General features: G+C 67.6%; 14 protein-coding genes. 8 read left to right on the forward strand and 6 right to left on the reverse strand.

Going from position 1 to position 16,617, the window contains the following annotated elements:
* Window positions 1-21: 21 nt before the first annotated feature.
* The 6 genes from gyrB to dnaA all read right to left on the reverse strand — a co-directional run bounded on the left by gyrB (window position 22) and on the right by dnaA (window position 9,231).
* Window positions 22-2,091: a DNA topoisomerase (ATP-hydrolyzing) subunit B gene (gene gyrB / locus H9652_RS03150; protein WP_191794943.1), complete on the reverse strand. Its 2,070-nt coding sequence runs from the start codon at window positions 2,089-2,091 to the stop codon at window positions 22-24.
* Window positions 2,092-2,407: 316 nt separating this feature from the next.
* Complete coding sequence (locus H9652_RS03155; protein ID WP_318243962.1) at window positions 2,408-2,995, reverse strand: DUF721 domain-containing protein; 588 nt, start codon at window positions 2,993-2,995, stop codon at window positions 2,408-2,410.
* Window positions 2,988-4,202, reverse strand: coding sequence for a DNA replication/repair protein RecF (gene recF / locus H9652_RS03160; protein ID WP_191794682.1), 1,215 nt, complete (start codon window positions 4,200-4,202; stop codon window positions 2,988-2,990). The genes H9652_RS03155 and recF overlap by 8 nt, the downstream gene beginning before the upstream one ends.
* 178 nt (window positions 4,203-4,380) lie before the next feature.
* Window positions 4,381-5,280: a phosphogluconate dehydrogenase (NAD(+)-dependent, decarboxylating) gene (gene gnd / locus H9652_RS03165; protein WP_191794683.1), complete on the reverse strand. Its 900-nt coding sequence runs from the start codon at window positions 5,278-5,280 to the stop codon at window positions 4,381-4,383.
* 48 nt (window positions 5,281-5,328) lie between these two features.
* Window positions 5,329-6,459 (reverse strand): DNA polymerase III subunit beta, encoded by a 1,131-nt coding sequence (gene dnaN / locus H9652_RS03170; protein WP_191794685.1) that lies wholly within the window; start codon window positions 6,457-6,459, stop codon window positions 5,329-5,331.
* Window positions 6,460-7,797: 1,338 nt separating this feature from the next.
* Window positions 7,798-9,231, reverse strand: coding sequence for a chromosomal replication initiator protein DnaA (gene dnaA, locus H9652_RS03175; protein WP_191794687.1), 1,434 nt, complete (start codon window positions 9,229-9,231; stop codon window positions 7,798-7,800).
* Between the two features lie 503 nt (window positions 9,232-9,734).
* Here dnaA and rpmH point away from each other — a divergent pair.
* The 8 genes from rpmH to H9652_RS03215 all read left to right on the forward strand — a co-directional run bounded on the left by rpmH (window position 9,735) and on the right by H9652_RS03215 (window position 16,535).
* Window positions 9,735-9,872, forward strand: a complete 138-nt coding sequence (gene rpmH / locus H9652_RS03180; RefSeq protein ID WP_010849920.1) for a 50S ribosomal protein L34 — start codon at window positions 9,735-9,737, stop codon at window positions 9,870-9,872.
* A 6-nt stretch (window positions 9,873-9,878) separates the two neighbouring features.
* On the forward strand, window positions 9,879-10,244 hold the full coding sequence (gene rnpA, locus H9652_RS03185) for a ribonuclease P protein component (RefSeq protein ID WP_191794689.1): 366 nt from the start codon (window positions 9,879-9,881) through the stop codon (window positions 10,242-10,244).
* Window positions 10,241-10,558 (forward strand): membrane protein insertion efficiency factor YidD, encoded by a 318-nt coding sequence (gene yidD, locus H9652_RS03190; RefSeq protein ID WP_404821989.1) that lies wholly within the window; start codon window positions 10,241-10,243, stop codon window positions 10,556-10,558. Before rnpA ends, yidD begins: the two co-directional genes overlap by 4 nt.
* 58 nt (window positions 10,559-10,616) lie before the next feature.
* The gene (gene yidC, locus H9652_RS03195) at window positions 10,617-11,696 is read left to right on the forward strand and encodes a membrane protein insertase YidC (RefSeq protein ID WP_191794691.1); all 1,080 of its coding nucleotides are present in this window, start codon (window positions 10,617-10,619) and stop codon (window positions 11,694-11,696) included.
* 74 nt (window positions 11,697-11,770) lie between these two features.
* Window positions 11,771-12,292: a Jag family protein gene (locus H9652_RS03200; RefSeq protein WP_191794693.1), complete on the forward strand. Its 522-nt coding sequence runs from the start codon at window positions 11,771-11,773 to the stop codon at window positions 12,290-12,292.
* 931 nt (window positions 12,293-13,223) lie between these two features.
* Complete coding sequence (gene rsmG / locus H9652_RS03205) at window positions 13,224-13,904, forward strand: 16S rRNA (guanine(527)-N(7))-methyltransferase RsmG (RefSeq protein ID WP_225227659.1); 681 nt, start codon at window positions 13,224-13,226, stop codon at window positions 13,902-13,904.
* 232 nt (window positions 13,905-14,136) lie between these two features.
* Window positions 14,137-15,288, forward strand: coding sequence for a ParA family protein (locus tag H9652_RS03210; protein WP_404821990.1), 1,152 nt, complete (start codon window positions 14,137-14,139; stop codon window positions 15,286-15,288).
* Window positions 15,285-16,535, forward strand: coding sequence for a ParB/RepB/Spo0J family partition protein (locus H9652_RS03215; RefSeq protein ID WP_191794695.1), 1,251 nt, complete (start codon window positions 15,285-15,287; stop codon window positions 16,533-16,535). Before H9652_RS03210 ends, H9652_RS03215 begins: the two co-directional genes overlap by 4 nt.
* Window positions 16,536-16,617 lie beyond the last annotated feature (82 nt).

Raw genomic sequence — 16,617 nt, forward strand, 5'->3', positions numbered from 1 at the left:
CGCGGCACCCGACCACGCCGTCTAGATGTCCAGGAACCTCACGTCCTTGGCATTGCGCTGGATGAAGTTGCGTCGCGACTCGACGTCCTCGCCCATGAGGACCGAGAAGATCTCGTCCGCGGCTGCGGCGTCGTCGAGCGTCACCTGGTTGAGCGTGCGGTGGTCGGGGTCCATGGTCGTGTCCCACAGCTCCGAGTAGTCCATCTCGCCGAGACCCTTGTAGCGCTGGATCCCGTTCTCCTTGGGGATGCGCTTGCCCTCGGCCTGACCGGCGAGCAGGAACGCGTCGCGCTCCCGGTCCGAGTACACGTAGTCGTGCGGCGCGTTCGACCACTTGAGGCGGTACAGCGGCGGCTGCGCGAGGTACACGTGGCCGTGCTCGATGAGCGGGCGCATGTACCGGAAGAGCAACGTCAGCAGCAGCGTGCAGATGTGCTGGCCGTCGACGTCGGCGTCGGCCATCAGGACGATCTTGTGATACCTCAGCTTGGCGATGTCGAAGTCCTCGCCGATGCCCGTGCCGAACGCCGTGATCAGGGCCTGGACCTCGTTGTTGCCCAGGGCCCGGTCGAGGCGCGCACGCTCGACGTTGAGGATCTTCCCGCGCAGCGGGAGGATCGCCTGGTTGTGCGGGTTGCGGCCACGGACCGCCGAGCCACCTGCCGAGTCACCCTCGACGATGAAGACCTCGCACTCCTCCGGACGGTTCGACTGGCAGTCCTTGAGCTTGCCCGGCATGCCGCCGGACTCGAGCAGGCCCTTGCGACGGGTCGCCTCGCGCGCCTTGCGGGCCGCGAGCCGCGCCTGCGAGGCCTGGATCGCCTTGCGGATGATGTCGCGCGCCTCGGTCGGATGCGAGTCGAACCAGTCCGTGAGCTGCGCACGGACGACGCGCTGGACGAACGACTTCGCCTCGGTGTTGCCGAGCTTCGTCTTCGTCTGACCCTCGAACTGCGGCTCGCCGAGCTTGATCGACAGGACGGCGGTGAGGCCCTCGCGGATGTCGTCACCCGTGAGGTTGTCGTCCTTCTCCTTGATGATGCCCTTGGCCCGCGCGTACTCGTTGACCAGCGAGGTCATGGCCGCACGGAACCCCTCTTCGTGCGTACCGCCCTCGGTCGTCGAGATCGTGTTGGCGAACGTGTGCACGGACTCGGAGTACGAGCCGGTCCACTGGAGCGCGACCTCGACCGAGATGCGCCGCTCCTTGTCCTCGGACTCGAAGTCGATGATCTCGTCGTGGATCAGCTCGACCTTCTTGGCCGAGTTGAGGTGCTTGACGTAGTCCACGAGCCCGTCGTCGTACTTGTACGACACGACGCGGGGCTTGAACTCGTCCTCACCCTCGGGAGCCGCCACGAGGTCCTCGGCGGGGTCGGTGACCTGCCCCGTGACCTCGTCGTCGGTGTCGAGGAACTGACGGCGCTCGTCCGTGAGCGTGATGCGCAGGCCCTTGTTGAGGAACGCGTACTGCTGGAAGCGCGAGCGCAGCGTCTCGAAGTCGAACTCGGTCGTCTCGAAGATCTCCGGGTCGGCCCAGAACGTCTGGGTCGTGCCGGTCTCCGAGGTGGCCTCGCCCTTGACGAGGGGTCCGTCGGTCTTGCCGCCGTCCTTGAAGTTCTGGCTCCAGGTGTGGCCGTCACGCTTGACCACGGTCTGGACCTTGCGCGACAGCGCGTTCACCACCGAGATGCCCACACCGTGCAGTCCGCCCGAGACCGCGTAGCCGCCGCCGCCGAACTTCCCGCCCGCGTGGAGGATCGTCATGACGACCTCGACGGTGGGCTTCCCCTCGGTCGGGTGGATCGCGACGGGGATGCCACGACCGTTGTCCTTGACCCGTACACCTCCGTCGGCCAGAAGTGTCACGTCGATGGTGTCGGCGTACCCCGCGAGGGCTTCGTCCACAGAGTTGTCCACAACCTCGTACACGAGGTGGTGGAGTCCGCGCTCACCGGTCGACCCGATGTACATGCCGGGCCGCTTGCGCACGGCCTCGAGCCCTTCGAGGACGGTGATGTTGCTCGCGTCGTACGTGCCGCCAGAGGGGTCCCGGTCCTTGCCCGGTCCTTCACCACTCTCCGGAGGCAGGCTGGATGGGACGTTGTCTGTGTGGTCTGCCACGGGCGGAAACGCTCCTCGTCATCATGCACGCGACAGGTTCACCCGCTGGGGAGGATCGCTGCACGGCTCATCGGTTCCGGCTCGCGCAGTGCACCAGACGGTGCTCGCGGAGGTACCCGGAATGACCTCTCCATTCTACCTGGGAGGTGGCCGAAACAGCGGATTCTGAGCCCCTGCGGGCAAGTTCTCCACAAGGTTCTCCACAGGGTGGTGGATCTGCGCACCGGCGGCGGCGACCGACCCCCCTTCCGGACGGACATAAGGGCACGAACCGGGCGTCCGATCAGCCGAAGGTGTCGCGCGGCCCGCGGCCCCGCACGGACTTCGGTCCGCGCCGGAAGCTGGGTCCGGTCGGACCCAGCACGGTCACGGTCTCGACGACGCCCTCACCGACCTCCTGCGCGAGGCGTTCGAGCAGCCGGGGCGTCAGCAGGCGCACCTGCGTGGCCCACGCGGTCGAGTCGGCGCGCACCACGAGCACCTTGTCCTCGAAGGTCTCGGGCTCGCAGTGGTCGGCGACCTGGTCGCCCACGACCTCGCGCCACCGCCCGATCACCCCGCCGACCGACACGTCCTGGACCCACCCGCGCTCGTGCAGCAGGCGTTGCACGACCGCACCGAACGTCTGCGGGTCCCGTCCACCAGGGCGCGCCCCTGTGGACGGCGGAGGGTCGGCCAGGACGCGACGCGACGGCTGTCCCGGACGGATGCCCTTGGCGCGCGCGGCCGCACGGGCGCGGTTGAGCGCCTCGCGCGCGACCTGGGCGGGCGGCGTGAGGTCCACGACCTCACCGACCGGTAGCCCTGCGGGACGGGCGACCTCCTCGTCGCCCTCGCGGGTCGTCCCGTCCTCGTCCGGGGTGTCACGCACGCCTGGTCACCCGGCCGTCGAGCACGTCGAGCCGCAGCCCCGAGAGCTGCCGCGGCACGTCCTCCGGCACGGCCGCCGTGATGATGACCTGGTTGGCGCCCGCGACGAGGTCCGCGAGCCGGTCGCGGCGACGCACGTCGAGCTCGGCGAACACGTCGTCGAGCAGGAGGACGGGCTCGCCGTCGGGACCCCAGTCCGGCGACCACAGGAGCGAGCCTGCCGCCTCCGGTGCCCCGTCCGTGAGGAGCCGGTACGACGCGAGACGCAGCGCGAGCGCGAACGACCACGACTCGCCGTGGCTCGCGTAGCCCTTGGCAGGCAGCCCGCCGAGAGTCAGGACGAGGTCGTCCCGGTGCGGCCCTACGAGGCAGACACCACGCTCGATCTCCTTGCTGCGCAGGGCCGCCATGGCCTCGAGGAGCTGTGTCTCGAGCGCCTCGACGGTCTGCGGTCCGATCTCCTGCCCGACGCCGTCGCGCGTGTCCTCCAGCGCGGCGGCCACCGAGGAGCGGTAGGCGATGTGCGCCTCGCCCTGGCCCGAGCTGACCTGTTCGTAGGCCGCCGCCGCGTAGGGCTGGAGGGCCGCGACGAGCTGGAGACGCAGCGCCACGATCTCGGCCCCCGTCGCGGCGAGCTTGGCGTCCCACACGTCGAGCGTGCGCAGGTCCGGGGTCGACGAGCGCGAGGCGCGCATCGCACCACCGGCCGACTTGAGGAGCGCGCTGCGCTGACGCAGGACCCTGTCGTAGTCCGAGAGGACCCCCGCGAACCGCGGCACCAGGAGCACCGCGAGCTGGTCGAGGAAACGACGGCGGCCGTCCGGGTCGCCCTTGACCAGCGCCAGGTCCTCGGGGGCGAACAGCACGGTCCGCGCGATCCCCAGGACGTCACGGGGCTTGCCGGCCGGCGCACGGTTGATCCGTGCACGGTTGGCCTTGCCCGCGGCGATCTCGATCTCGACCGTGCTCGCCCGGTCGCCCCGGACGATCCGCGCCCGGACCACGGCCCGCGAGGCCCCCGCACGCACCAGGGCCGCGTCCGACGGCACGCGGTGGCTGCCCAGGGTCGCGACGTAGCCGATCGCCTCGACGAGGTTCGTCTTGCCCTGACCGTTCGGTCCGACGAAGGCGTTCACACCGGGCTCGAGCTCGACGTCGACCGACGTGTACGAGCGGAAGTCCGTGAGCGAGAGGTGGGAGATGTACATCAGGTCCTACGGCGTCGGGTCGAACAGGTCGAGGGGAACGGTCGTCGCGGGGCCGATCTTCCACAGCACGTGGACTGCCTGTGGAGAAGGGCACCGGGCGACGCCTACCAGTGTGCGGCCTCCCCGGTGCGACGACCTACCGGGTGAGCGACGTCGTCGGGCAGGGAGCACGTCCGCCTCAGGAACCGCCGGCGGGCTTCACGGCGTGCCCGCCGAACTGCTGCCGCAGCGCGGCGACGGCCTTCATCGCCGGCGACGCCCCCTGGCGCGACGCGAAGCGCGCGAAGAGCGCGGCAGAGATCACGGGGAGGGGCACCGCGCTGTCGATCGCCTCGTCCACGGTCCAGCGGCCCTCGCCCGAGTCCTCGACCCAGTCGCTGATCTCGCCCAGCTCCGGGTCCTCCTCGAGCGCCTTGACCAGCAGGTCCAGGAGCCACGACCGGACGACCGTCCCGCGGGTCCAGGCCTTGAGCGTGCCGGGGACGTCGGTGACGATGTCCTTGGCCTCGAGGAGCTCGTAGCCCTCGGCGTAGGCCTGCATCAGGCCGTACTCGATGCCGTTGTGCACCATCTTCGCGTAGTGCCCGGCACCCACGGCCCCGGCGTGCACGAAGCCCTCCTCGCGCGGCCCCTCGGGGCGCAGCGCGTCGAAGACGGGCATCGCGGCCTCGACGAGCGCCGCATCGCCGCCCACCATGAGCCCGTAGCCGTTCTCGAGACCCCAGATGCCGCCGGAGACGCCGACGTCCAGGTAGCCGATGCCCAGGGGCGCGAGCTCCGAGGCGTGCACGGCGTCGTCGGAGAAGTGCGAGTTCCCGCCCTCGATGACGACGTCACCCGCGGACAGCAGCCCGGCGAGCTCGGTCACGACACCGCGCGTGATCGGCCCGGACGGGACCATGACCCACACGAGACGCTGACCTGCGGGCAGGGCGGCGACCAGCTCTGCGAGCGACGCGACGTCCGAGACCTCCGGGTTCTGGTCGAACCCCGTGACCTCGATCCCCCCGGCGCGCAGGCGCGTGCGCATGTTCGCGCCCATCTTGCCGAGTCCGACCAGACCGATGTGCGTGACCATCGTGTGCCTCCGTACCGTTGAGCTCGTTCCGTGCGCGACCGGCCGAGGTCAGCTCGCGAAGCGGATGGGGACCAGCAGGTAGCGGTAGTGCGACGAGTCCTCGCCGTCCAGCGACTCCTGACCGGTGAACTCGACCGGCTTGTTGGGGTGCGTGAAGCTCAGGCGGACGAAGTCCGTCCCCAGGGCCCCCAGGCCGTCGAGCAGGAACTGCGGGTTGAAGGCGACCGAGATCTCCTCGCCCACCAGGACCGCCTCGAGCGCCTCGGACGCCTGCGCGTCGTCCCCCTGGCCGGCGTCGAGCACGACCTGACCGTCCGTGAACGACAGGCGGATCGGGGTGTTGCGCTCCGCGACGAGCGAGACACGCTTGGCCGCGTCGATGAGCGGAGCGGTCGCCATGACGGCGTGGATCGGGGTCTCGTCGGGGAAGAGACGACGGACCGCGGGGTAGTCGCCGTCGACGAGCTGGGACGTCGTGTGGCGGCCGCCCGCCTCGAAGCCGATGAGGTCGACGCCCGAGCCCGCCGTGAGCCCCACGTTGACCAGGCCCGAGCTGCCCAGGGACTTCGCGACGTCGTTGAGGGTCCGCGCACGGACGAGGGCGACGGCGTTGAAGTCGGGCGAGGACGGGGTCCAGGTGAGCTCGCGCAGAGCGAGTCGGTAGCGGTCCGTCGCGAGCAGCGTGATGCGCTCGCCGTCGATCTCCATGCGCACGCCCGTCAGCAGGGGCAGGGTGTCGTCACGGCTCGCAGCGACCGTCACCTGGGCGACCGCGTGCGTCAGCTCGTCTCCCGAGACCGTGCCCGAGAGCTCCGGCATCGCGGGCAGCGCGGGGTAGTCCTCCACGGGCATCGTCAGCAGCGTGAACCGGCTCGCGCCGCAGGTGACGATCACCTTGTTGCCCTCGACCGCGAAGTCCACAGGCTTGGCCGGCAGCGCGCGCGAGATCTCCGCGAGAAGACGGCCCGACACGAGGACCGTACCGGGCTCGACGACCTCGGCAGGGATCTCGGAGCGCGCAGAGACCTCGTAGTCGAAGCTCGACAGCCCGATCGTCCCGACGCTGTCGGCCTCGATGCGTACCCCTGCGAGGACGGGAGCCGGAGGCCGCGTCGGCAACGTACGGGCCGTCCAGGTCACTGCGTCGGCCAGGACATCACGCTCAACCCGGAACTTCATCCCACACCCTCTCGTCCATGGATCGATCTTCACATGTCAGGCACTCGACCGCGCGGTACACAGGGGTGAGTTCGCTGGTGAATGAAGACCACACGTCGCGGTTCCTCGCGTCGTCCTCCTCGCCGTCGGGGAGGACGAGACCTGTACGGGTCGTCGTGCCCGCATGAACCCTACGCGAGACCAGGCACTGCCCGGTACCTCTGGCACGCTCTGTGGATCGTGGTGGATGCTCGCTCGCTCCGGCTCGACTCCCGGCGCTGGTTGTGACGGCGGTCACAGGTGCGAGTTGGGGCAGCTCGAACGGCGCGGGACCAGATGAAGGCGTGTGGATTTTTCCTGCTTAGAGATCATTCGTCGTAGTCATCGGTGCTGTGCAAAGTGTGGAAAACGGGTCTTCGCGCAGGTCAGGGGCCGATTCTGCGTGTGGACGAAGTGGGTACGGGCCTGTGGGTAAATCGCAGGCACTGTTGACGACGAGTTGTCCACAGATCGCCGTCCACCGACCGGCCCTCCTCTGTCCACACGATGTGCCCCGTCGTCCACAGTTATCCACAGGTAGGTGCACAAGGTTGTGGGGGGATGCCTGCCGCCGAGTGATCTGTACACAGCACAGAGTGCGCTGTACACAGGCGGCTGGGGACGCACGACTGCCGATCTGGGGACGGTCGGCGGCCAGCGGTGGACATACCCCCAGGCCTTGTGGACAACTATGGGGACAAGTGGATATCCACCGCTACTTGTACACATGGGCATTGGCTGCCTGTGCATCCACAGGACTGTGGAGAGCCGTCATCCAGGGGATGAGCGCCGTCGTCGGGCGTCTGTGCACAGCGGCGAGGTGCGCGACGAAGTTCATCCACAGGAAAGCCGCTTAAGGTGCATAACCGGCAGGACGTGACCTGAGAGCTGGGACCGTGTCGACGGTGACACCGGTCCCGGGACGTGCGGCGGCCGGATCTCCGCATCGCGGCGCGTCTGATCCGACGGCCTTCGGGGCAGGGCGAACAGGGTCTGTGGATGACGTCGAGCGGCGGGGGACGAACGTCTGCTGTCCGAGAGCCGCGTCGGGCACGGCGCCCAGGCACGGCCTGCTGGAGGACGAGCGGAGGACGCGGCGCCGGGGCGGTGCATCCTCGCCCTGGCCGGCAGTGCACGCGGCCCGCGGTGCACCCACGGTACGACGAAGGGGAGTGGGCGAGGATGCGCCCGGCTCGTGGTGGGGCTGGCGGGAGCGCCCGAGGGACGAGGGCGCGGAGGGTAGAGCGGGGAACATCCTCGCCCACCTCACCCAGGGTGACCCCATCCAGCAAGCGCGACCGCTCGCGGCACGACCAGGGCTCAGCCCCGGTGCTGCTGCTTGATCCTGCTCGTCAGCTCGGTGACCTGGTTGTACGTCGACCTGCGCTCGGCCATCTGCTCGGTGATCTTGCGGTTCGCATGCATGACCGTCGTATGGTCACGGCCGCCGAACTGCTGCCCGATCTTGGGCAGCGAGAGATCAGTGAGCTCTCGGCACAGATACATGGCGATCTGCCGCGCGGTCACGAGGACACGTGATCGGGAGCTGCCGCACAGGTCCTCGATGGTCAGCCCGAAGTAGGCCGCCGTCTGCGCGATGACGCTCGCAGGAGTGATCTCGGAGGCGTCGTCGTCGGTGATGAGGTCCTTGAGGACGATCTCGGCCAGAGCGAGGTCGACCTGCTGCCGGTTCAGGTTCGCGAAGGCGGTGACGCGGATGAGCGCGCCCTCGAGCTCGCGGATGTTCGTCGAGATCTTCGAACCGATGTAGGACAGCACGTCCGTCGGTACGGCGAGACGTTCGCTCGCGGCCTTCTTGCGAAGGATCGCGATACGGGTCTCGAGGTCGGGGGGCTGCACGTCGGTGATGAGGCCCCACTCGAACCGGCTGCGCAGCCGGTCCTCGAAGCCGTTGAGCTGCTTGGGGGGCAGGTCCGACGTGATGACGAGCTGCTTGTTGGCGTTGTGCAGCGCGTTGAAGGTGTGGAAGAACTCCTCCATCGTCTGTTCCTTGCCCTGCAGGAACTGGATGTCGTCGATGAGGAGGACGTCGACGTCACGGTAGCGGCGCTGGAACGCGCCGGCCTTGCCCTCGCCGATGGAGTTGATGAAGTCGTTGGTGAACTCCTCGGAGTTCACGTAGCGCACCCGGACGTTGGGGTACAGGTTGTGCGCGTAGTGACCGATCGCGTGCAGCAGGTGCGTCTTGCCCAGCCCGGACTGCCCGTAGATGAAGAGCGGGTTGTAGGCCTTGGCCGGTGCTTCGGCGACGGCGACGGCGGCCGCGTGGGCGAAGCGGTTCGAGGACCCGATGACGAACGTCTCGAAGATGTACTTCGGGTTGAGGCGGGTCGGTTCGGCGTGCGGACGCTGTGGGACCGGCGCGGGGAGCATCCGCTCGCGCTCGCGCTCGGGCTCGACGTGGACCGGCATCGCGGGTTCGGGCACGCTCGCGGTGAGGGCAGCGGGGGACGGCGGTTCGGCGGCGAGCTCGGGGTCGACGGTGATCCCGAAGCGGACGTCCCGGCCGAGTGCCCCCGCCATCGCGGAGACGAGCTCGTCGCGCACCCGGGTCTCCAGGTAGGTCCGAGTCTGCTCGTGCGGAACGGCGATGAACACGGTGTCGTCGAGGATCGCGAGAGGCTTGGCCAGCTTGATGAAGGCGATCTGCCGCGGCGTCATGTCGGGGCTGGCCTCGAGGACGGCGATGGTCTGAGCCCAGACGTCAGTGATGTTCTCGTCGGGGTTGGACACCAGGTGATTCCTTCGTCGTCGGGTGCTGCATGATGATCAGGATCAGTCTGGAGTGTGCCACGCGGACCCGTTATCCACATAGTTTTCCACAACCTGTGGGGAGTAGTGGCAACGCACGGCTGCATCGGTCGGCTGCGGGTCGTCTGCCGGCAGCCTGCCGGTCGTCGAAAGGTCCGCAGCGTGGCCCGCGACCCGACCACGAGCCGCCTACCGCTTGCGTGCTGCCTGACGGCACCAGGATCAGAGTAGACGTATCAGCAGCTGAGCGACATATCATGACAGGCTCGGCGTGAGGTGGTCCGGGTTTGACCCGAGGGGGGTCCGCGGCGTAACGTCATACAGCCGTTCCAGGTACTTTCGCGCGCCCTCACGGGGGCGAATCCACGGACTGATCGTGGCGGGTACACGGGCGGCTGGGGTGCAGAACTGCATCCCTTCCAGCTGTAGCACTGCATCGTCGAGGACATAGACGGTGTACCTCCCCGACGTTCTTGGAGTACCTCGTGAGCAAGCGGACTTTCCAGCCGAACAACCGGCGCCGTGCGAAGACCCACGGTTTCCGGCTGCGTATGCGCACCCGCGCCGGCCGCGCCATCCTGGCAGCCCGTCGTCGCAAGGGCCGCGCCGAGCTCTCTGCCTGACAGCAGGTGCTACCCGCGGCGCACCGCTTGCGCCGTTCCGTAGATTTCGAACGGGCGGTGCGACGTGGCGTGCGCGCGGGACGATCGACCGTGGTGGTTCATCTCTCCCAAGACCCTGGGGGCGACGAGCCACCACAGGTCGGTTTTGTCGTATCCAAGGCCGTAGGCAACGCTGTGCACCGGAACAAGGTGAAGCGGCGCCTGCGCGCCGCGTCTTCGGCGTACCTGGATGCGTTGCCGCCACGGACCCGAGTGGTCGTGAGGGCACTTCCCGCGTCCTCCGACAGCGACTTCGCCCGGCTCGACCAGGACCTAGCGTCCTGCATCAAACGAGCGGTCGCCCAGTGGGACCGCCGATCGGCCGAAGCATGAGCGCGACCGTCCAGGCCGATCACGCAGGAATGGGCTCGCCCAGCTGGATCACGCGTTCGTGGCGGTTCGTCCAGAAGATCCCGCTGCTCGTGCTGGTCGGGCTCATCAGGGCCTATCAGAGCGTCATCTCACCGATGACCGGGCCAACCTGCAAGTACTACCCCTCGTGCTCGCAGTACGCGCTCGTCGCGATACGACGGCACGGTGTGCTGCGAGGCGTACGGCTCGCCGTCTGGCGGCTGCTGAGGTGCAACCCCTGGAGCAGAGGTGGCGTCGACGACGTCCCCGAGGCGCTGAGGAAGCACTCGCACTAGTCCTCCTGCCGGCGACGTCGGCGGGACCCAGTTTGTTGAAGGTTAGGGAGTAGTACGGATGGACTTCTTCAAGTTCCTCGAGCCGATCGAATGGGTCGTCGCGTGGATCATGTACCTGTGCCACCAGGGACTCGTGTTCCTGGGCATGGGTGACGGCCCCGGTCTCGGTTGGGTGTTCTCGATCGTCGGGCTCGTGATCATCATCCGTATCCTCCTGATCCCGCTCTTCTTCAAGCAGATCAAGGCCTCGCGTGGCATGCAGATGCTGCAGCCCGAGATGCAGGCCATCCAGAAGAAGTACAAGGGCAAGTCGGACCCGGCGTCCCGTGAGGCCATGAGCCGCGAGACGATGGAGCTCTACAAGAAGCACGGGACGAACCCGTTCGCCTCCTGCCTGCCGATCCTGCTGCAGTCCCCGATCTTCTTCGCTCTGTTCCGCGTGCTCAACGGCCTCGTGCCGATCTCAGAGGGCAAGGCCGATGCGATCGGGCCGATCGACGCGAGCGTCGCGGGAGACATCGAGAGCTCGTCGCTGTTCGGCGCGCACCTCTCGGACATCTTCCTGAAGACCGACGACATGCAGGCGAAGATCGTCATCGGCGCCCTGATCGTCGCGATGTGCGCCACGACCTTCTTCACGCAGCGCCAGCTGACGATGAAGAACATGCCGAAGTCGGCTCTCGAAGGCCCGATGGCGTCGACGCAGAAGATGATGCTCTACGTCTTCCCCTTCATCTTCGCGGTCTCCGGCGTGAACTTCCCCGTCGGTGTCCTCGTCTACTGGACCACGACGAACCTCTGGTCCATGGGCCAGCAGTTCTACACGATCAAGCGCATGCCCGCCCCGGGATCCGAGGCTGAGCGCCTGATGAAGGAGCGCAAGGCTCGCAAGGCCGCAGCCAAGGGCATCGTCGAGGAAGCAGCTCCGGTCATCGAGCAGCCCCGCGGCCAGCGTCAGCAGCCCAAGCGCAAGGACCGCCAGAAGCCAGGCACGCCTCGCGTCATCAACGGAACGACGGCTCCGTCTGCCGAGGTCAACGATGCCCCGGTCAACGATGCCCCGGTCGATGGTGAGACCGACGGCCCGGCCAAGGGGACCGGTAAGGGTTCCCCGAAGCCGAAGCAGCCGAAGAAGTAGCCCCAAGTCCTGATCCGAGAGCGCCGAGGTTCCTTCGAGACCCCGGGGTTCTCATGACCCCCAAGGAGTCAGCAATGTCGTCGACCGACGCCCCCGCTGCCGAAGACCAAGCCCCCGACGAGATGACGCGCCTCGAAGAGGAAGGGGAAGTCGCTGCGGACTACCTCGAGGAGTTCCTCGACATCGCCGATCTCGACGGTGACATCGATATCGACATCGATCACGGTCGCGCTGCGCTGGAGATCGTCGCCGACGAGCCTGCTTCGCTCCGGCACCTCGTGGGCAAGGAGGGTGAGGTTCTTGATGCTCTCCAGGAACTCACGCGGCTCGCGGTCCAGGCGCGGACAGGCGAGCGGAGCCGCCTCATGCTCGACATCGCCGGCTTCCGGGCGCAGCGTAAGGTCGAGCTCACGGAGCTCGCGACGACGGCGATCGCGACGGTTCGTGAGTCCGGCACCGAACTCTCGATGGAGCCCCTCAACGCTTTCGAACGCAAGGTCGTTCACGACGTCGTCGCAGCGGCCGGACTCACCAGCGACTCGCGGGGGACCGACCCGGAGCGCTACGTCGTGATCCGACCCTCCGAGGAATCCTGACCGAACCTCTTTCCTCTCGAAGCCGCCCGGTGTTTCACGTGAAACGCCGGGCGGCTTCGTGCGTATGGCACGGGCAGGTGTATCGAGTACCCCACCGCGGGGCGCGTTCGCGTGGGCTCAGCCCGTCCGGCGCATCGCGCGGGAGGCGGGCCTGTCGTGGGCTCGTCCAGCGGGGGAGCGCATCACGCCCCTGTCGCGACGGGGGTGGCGCGGGGGATCGGCAGAGTTCTGGTCGGCGCGACGGAGCCGTGTGATTCGCGCTACCAGCCGGTTCGACTCCTGAAAGTGAGGAGTGGCTCCGGGCTGTGCGGGCTGGCTCCACCCCGGATCCAGGAGCTGGCCGTCGCGTGTGCCGAGGAGCGGCAGGAGGTGGGTATCCCCGTGCCAGCTCATCCGTCGGCGCCGCAGCGACGATGCGGCGGTGAGGATGCGACGATGCCGGGCCACCCTGGCAGCGTCCGGACGACGCCAGGGCGGTACTGGACGGTCCCGGGCATGGTGTCGCTCTGGAGGTCGGCTGTAGTGCTTCTGGTGGCCCAGGTCGCGGAACTTCGAGTGGACAGCAGCGACCGTGGGTTCCGCCGTCGCGGGGTGTGATCTGGTGGGGCGCACGGCACACGGCACACGGCACACGGCACACGGCACACGGCACACAGCGCACGGCAGCGCGCCCCGGTCGTTCCCTTCAGCACTCGGCAGCCCAGGTTCTCGCGCTCCCCGGGGTGAGGCGATCGCACGGTGGGCACTTCCTCCCACTCGCCCTTCCGCTGTCATGCCTTGCCAATGACGCAGGCACCCTCGCCAGGTGCCAGCTTGTCGTCCGGCGCCGCTGGGCATCCCTCCATGGCCGTGCGAGACGTGACACCATGGACCCCGGGCTGTTCGGTCGAGCCCTGTATTCCGTGGGGCTCGAGCACTGAAAGAGGAGTAGATGACCAACGAGATGAGCGACGCCGTCGAGGGCGATGTTTCACGTGAAACACTTTCCGACTCTCCAGAGGTGCGGGCGTATTTCGGCGACGCGTACCCTGCCGTCGCTCGATTCGCCGAGATGCTGCATGACCAGGGGGAACTGCGCGGACTGATCGGGCCGCGCGAGGTGTCCCGCATCTGGGAACGGCACATCCTCAACTCCGCAGCCGTGGTGCAGTTCCTTCCAGCGAACGGCACGATTGCCGACATCGGCTCCGGCGCCGGCCTTCCGGGGATCGTCATCGCCGCCATGCTGCCCGACGCGCAGGTTCTGCTGATCGAGCCCATGGAACGTCGGTGCGCCTGGCTTTCCGAGGTGGTCGACGAGCTCGAGCTGTCGAACGTCGAGGTCAAGCGTGGGCGGGCGGAGGAGTATCACGGCGCGTTCCAGTGTGACGCCGTGACCTCGCGTGCCGTTGCTGCGCTGGAGAAGTTGGCTCGAATGTCGCTTCCGCTGGTCGAACGCGGCGGAGAGATGGTCGTCCTGAAGGGACGCAACGTGATCAACGAGATCGAGCCCGCGCGCAAGGTACTGCGCAAGTACAAGACGGAGGAGCCGGAGGTGCTCGAGGCGTTCAGCGTCGAGGGTGTCGAGCCGACGACCGTGCTCCGGGTCCGACGCACTGCAGTTCAGGTCTGAGGCGCTGAACGCCTTCCTGGGCTCAACCGGCGCTGTCTGGTCGCAGGAGGGACCGCGCCGGGTCGTGGGCTGTGCCTCGCGACGAGGCGGCCACGCGGAGCACGTAGGGTGGCACAGGGTGGCGGACGAGTGCGTTGCCTGGCCGACCGGAAGACTCGGTCACGACACGCGTTCGGCGGTCCACGGATGAGGCTGCGGCGGGGCGCATGCTGGAGTAGGTCAAGTGAGGGAGATGGGCGTGACGGAGAGTTCCGACCAGCAGCAGGACATCCCGTTCGAGAGCCCGGAGGTGGCGTACCTGGCGGATGTTTCACGTGAAACACCCGACGGCTACCTGTCGGAGAACTTCGACGAGAGTCGACGAGAAGCGCTCATGGCGAGCCTTCCCGAGATGGACGATGAGACTCCGCTTGCTGCCCAGTTGACGATCGACGCACGGCGTCGGATCGACCTTCAGGGACGACGATTCCCGCGCCCGGGATCGACACGCATCATCACGATCGCCAACCAGAAGGGTGGCGTCGGGAAGACGACGACCACCGTCAATCTCGCGGCGGGTCTCGCACAGGCCGGTCTCAACGTGCTGGTGATCGACAACGACCCGCAGGGCAACGCGTCGACTGCGTTGGGGGTCGAGCATCGGGCGGGGACACCATCCGTCTACGAGGTGCTCGTCGACGGTGCGCCCTTGTCGTCCGCGGTCCAGCAGTGTCCAGACCTCCCGACGCTGTGGTGCGTGCCGGCAACGATCGACCTGTCGGGTGCTGAGATCGAGCTGGTCTCGTTGGTTTCACGTGAAACACGACTACGGAAGGCCGTCGACGACTTCCTCGAGGAACGGATCGCTCAAGGTCTTGAACCGATCGACTACGTCCTCGTCGACTGCCCACCGAGTCTCGGGCTCCTTACGGTCAATGCCTTCGTGGTCGGTCGCGAGGTCCTGATCCCCATTCAGTGTGAGTACTACGCACTCGAGGGGCTCAGCCAGCTCCTGAAGACGATCGAGCTCATCAAGGCTCACCTGAACCCACGACTTCATGTCTCGACGATCCTGCTCACGATGTACGACGGCCGTACCAACCTTGCGCAGCAGGTCGCCGCTGAAGTGCGGGAGCACTTCCCCGAGCAGACCCTCAAGACATCGATCCCTCGTTCCGTGAGGATCTCGGAGGCTCCGAGCCATGGTCAGAGCGTGATCACCTACGATCCGAGCTCCACCGGTGCGCTGGCCTATCTCGAAGCTGCTCGTGAGGTGGCCGACAGAGGCCGGCCCGAGCCCTTGCCTGTCCCATCAGTCGACGGAGCGTCTCGCAACGTCTCGCGGCAGAACTACCTCGCCGAGCGATGGGCAGTGCTGCCTAGCTACCAGGAGGATGCACGATGAGTGAGAAGCGCCGTGGGCTCGGTCGTGGTCTCGGAGCCTTGATTCCGACCAGTCCTGAGCGTGAGCGTCCGGTCGACGTCTTCTTCCCCTCCGCCCCGCGTGCCGCTGAGGTCGTTCAGAACGCGAACCCAGAGGCTGGGGGAGTGGGGTCTGGCGAGTCCAGCGCCTCCGTGCTGACGATCGAGCGCACCGGAGCCGACTCTCCCGCCTCCCTTCTCGGTGTTGACGAGCAGGACGTGGCCGACATCGCAGCGGTCACCAGCGACTCGGCGACAGATGGTGCTGGCGCGTCTGTCGCAGATGGCGGGTCGGGTGAGCGTGGAAAGACCGACGACGTCGACGCCGATGTTTCACGTGAAACAGGAGCCGAGGAGAGCCCGCACACCGTGACCGAGCGGGCGTCGGTCGATCTGGTGCCGGTTCCCGGCGCCACGTTTGCCGAACTTCCTGTCGGTCTGATCCGCGCCAACTCACGTCAGCCACGCACGGTCTTCGACGAAGGCGAGCTCGACGAGCTCGTCGGCTCGATCAAGGAGATCGGCGTCCTTCAGCCAGTGGTCGTGCGCCGCGACCAGGAGAATCCTGGCGGCTACGAGCTCATCATGGGCGAACGGCGGTGGAGGGCGACCCAGGCCGCGGGGCTCGACGTCATCCCCGCCATCATTCGAGAGACGGACGATGCCGACCTGCTGCGGGATGCCCTCCTCGAGAACCTGCACCGCAGCGCCCTGAACCCCTTGGAGGAGGCGGCGGCGTACCGCCAGCTCCTCGACGACTTCGGTTGCACGCACGAGGAGCTGGGTACTCGCATCTCCCGGAGCCGTTCACAGATCTCCAACATGCTGCGTCTTCTCCGCCTTCCCCCGCTGGTCCAGCGCCGCGTGGCCGCAGGAGTGCTGTCGGCCGGACACGCGCGAGCCCTGCTCGGGCTCACGGATGGTGCCGAGATCGAGCGCCTCGCGCAGCGCATCGTCTCGGAGGGTCTGTCGGTGCGCGCCACCGAAGAGATCGTCGCGCTCGGCGGCCTGGATGCGAAGCGTCCGGTCGAGCGAGCTCCGCGGCCCGGCCAGCGCAGTGCGGCGATCGACGAGCTGGCGACGAGGCTCTCGGACCGTTTCGAGACGCGGGTCAAGGTCGACCTGGGGAAGAACAAGGGGCGGCTGACCGTCGAGTTCGCCTCGGTCGAGGACCTCAACCGGATTCTCGACCTGATGGCACCGCAGGACCCGGGTCTGCTGCGCCAGTAGGTTGACGGGTCACCAGGTCGGCGTAGCCAGACCAGGACCTCGACGTTTCACGTGAAACATCAGCCCCGATGAGCGAGTGCTC

This window comes from Oerskovia rustica (genome assembly GCF_014836555.1).
Taxonomy (GTDB): Bacteria; Actinomycetota; Actinomycetes; order Actinomycetales; family Cellulomonadaceae; genus Oerskovia; species Oerskovia rustica.